At 48.1% G+C, this 2,625-nt stretch carries 2 protein-coding genes; both read left to right on the top strand.

Going from position 1 to position 2,625, the window contains the following annotated elements; genetic code table 11:
* A partial coding sequence (locus tag RMO84_RS20215) for an FAD-dependent monooxygenase (RefSeq protein WP_310490235.1) occupies positions 1–1,396 on the top strand: 1,396 nt, incomplete at its 5' end.
* Positions 1,397–1,693: 297 nt separating this feature from the next.
* Positions 1,694–2,371: a glutathione S-transferase family protein gene (locus RMO84_RS20220; RefSeq protein WP_310490236.1), complete on the top strand. Its 678-nt coding sequence runs from the start codon at positions 1,694–1,696 to the stop codon at positions 2,369–2,371.
* The last annotated feature ends 254 nt before the right edge of the window (positions 2,372–2,625 follow it).

A 2,625-nucleotide genomic window follows, 5' to 3' on the forward strand; every position in this document is an offset into this window, starting at 1 on the left:
TGCGGGCTGGCCAGCAGACCATCCGCTCGATGTTGCTTGGGTGACGGCTGTGGGCAAACACGAGATCCATCGCTTGAAGTTTGGTAGTCACGCCGAGCGAACCTTACCACCCCATAGCCCAGAATCAGAACATCCCTGTCCTCATCACTGGCTCGTGCCCTTACTCATGAAAGAGCTGGGTACTGCTCCGGCTGGGCCGATTAACCTCAACTGTCGGATGGACAGTTTGGAATCGACTCAACAGGGAATTGTCGGTCAAATCAAATTTTTAGAGAGCGGCGATACAGCGACAGTCGAGGCTAAATACGCGGTTGCTTGCGATGGTGCGAGTAGCCTCATTCGGAAAACCTGCGGCATCGATACGCTCGCCCACCATCCCACCCGCATATTTCAAAACATTCTCTTCCAGGCACCAGAACTACCGGAGATTTTGGGATCGCGTCGAGCATTGGTGTTCTTTATGATGACCCCAGATAATTTGCGCTATCCGTTGCGATCGATGGACGGGGTGGGTTTATATCGCTTAACCGCCACTCCCCACGCAGATGGCAGCCCACGCGATTCCGAAAAAGCAGTCAAAGAAGCCGTCGGGATCGATACGCCAATTGAAATTCTGTCTACCTCTCTGTGGTATTTAACCCATCGAGTTGCCACGGATTACCAGTCGGGAAACATCTTTTTTGTCGGCGACTCCGCGCATACGCTATCTCCTTCCGGCGGCTTCGGCATGAATACTGGAGTCTCGGATGCCTTAGATTTAGGTTGGAAACTGGCGGCTGTGTTGCGAGGCTGGGCTGGTTCCCAATTGCTAGAGACTTATCAAACCGAACGTCATCCGCTGGCGGTTGCGGCTGTAGAAGAAGCTAATCTCAATCTGGAACGTACCATCAAACGTACTCTACCACCTGAAATTATGCTGGAATCACCTGAAGGCGAACGCGCACGCGCACAGATGACGGAAAAAATGAAAAACAGTGATGTCAATCGCGAATTTAACGCGCCAGGAATTCACTTTGGCTTTTATTATGAATCGCCCGCTATTGCCACCGAACCAGAGAAACCACCCGTTCAAAAACCGGATGAGTGGACTCCAACTAGCTATCCAGGCAGTCGCGCTCCACATGCCTGGTTAGAACCACATAAATCGACGTTAGATCTCTTCGGTCACGGTTTGGTATTACTTAATTTTGGCGATCGAGATGTGACCGCTTTGATCGATAGTTGCCAAGCAAAAAATGTCCCCCTGCGGACTTATCAGATTGACGATCGGGAGATTGCCAAAATTTATGAGAAGACGTTGGTTTTGGTACGACCAGACGGACATGTAGCTTGGCGGGGCGATGATTTGCCTGACGATCTCGATGGTATGGTCGATCGGATTCGCGGTTATTTTTAGTAGTTGATAGTTGATAGTGAGGATGGGCGTGTTTGTTCGCATTTGCTAGTGCTAGGCAGAAATTTCTAGCATAAACCCGCCCCTACAAATCCATAAATTTATCCATCTATATTTTATAGAGCGACCGTAGGGGCGGGTTTATGCTAGCAGATCTCGAATTCACAGATCGATATCGAACGAACCCGCCCTCCCCACTAGAAGATCTTAAATGGTTTCTAAAAGTGAAGATTAGGGGTAAACCAACTCAGACATTTCCTTGAATTTCAGTTTTTAACTAACTAGATCCGATCGACAGTTATGAAATTTTACTACGATCCAGCTTCATCTTATTGTCAACGAGTCCTCATCGCTCTTTACGAAAAAGACATCCCTTTTACACCAATTAAGGTCAGTCTTTTCGATCCAGAAGCGCGGGAAGAATATAAAAAAATTAATCCCTTTGCCAAAATTCCGACCTTAGAAACAGACAGTGGGGAAATATTTTTTGAAGCTTGCATCATCATTGAATATCTCGATCGCCAATTCCCGCAACAGCCTTGTTTGCTCGATCCAGAGCGGATTTTAGAGATTAGGTCGATCGAGAGAATTATCGATGTTTATATCAACGGTGGCCGACAAGTGCTGTTTGACGATAGTCAGCGCGAATTGGAGCTGCGCGGCAAAAAAGAGGTCATCAAAGCGCGCAGGCTGCTGGAAACAGCTTGTAGCCTGCTCGACGATCGACTTCAATCCCAGACTTGGCTGGTGGGGGAGCAATTTTCGTTAGCAGACTGCACTGCTGCACCGACGCTCAGTTATTTACGGCTGGTTTATGACTACCAACATTTACCCAACCTTACGAATTATATGAGACGTTTGGAGTCGCGATCGGCTGTGGCGAGAGTTCAGCGCGAGGGGCGCGTGCGGATGAATCAGATGCTTGCCTCACTAGCTTATCCACTGCAACTAGCTCCCTTAGCACAGAGTGTGTGTTGAAGAATAGTTGGCTACTTAGACCCTAGAGAATCCCCCTAAATCCCCCTTAAAAAGGGGGACTTCCGGATCCGGTTCCCCCCTTTTTAAGGCAGGGCTGTTTCATTCCTTTTCCTGATAGTTTTGTCAATCCCTCAAGCGATCGATTTCGATCTTTATTTTGGTACCTCTTAGCTATAAACTGCCAATTATTCGATCGAAATTACCTGCTTTTCAGCTTGACAACCTACGCCCAGTAACGAATGAATCAGCCCTGC

The organism is Chamaesiphon sp. VAR_69_metabat_338 (assembly GCF_031423935.1).
Taxonomy (GTDB): Bacteria; Cyanobacteriota; Cyanobacteriia; order Cyanobacteriales; family Chamaesiphonaceae; genus Chamaesiphon.

What these genes read in the sequence shown, in the direction of transcription:
- RMO84_RS20220 (WP_310490236.1), top strand. Translation starts at nt 1,694, where the DNA reads ATGAAATTTTACTACGATCCAGCTTCATCTTATTGTCAACGAGTCCTC.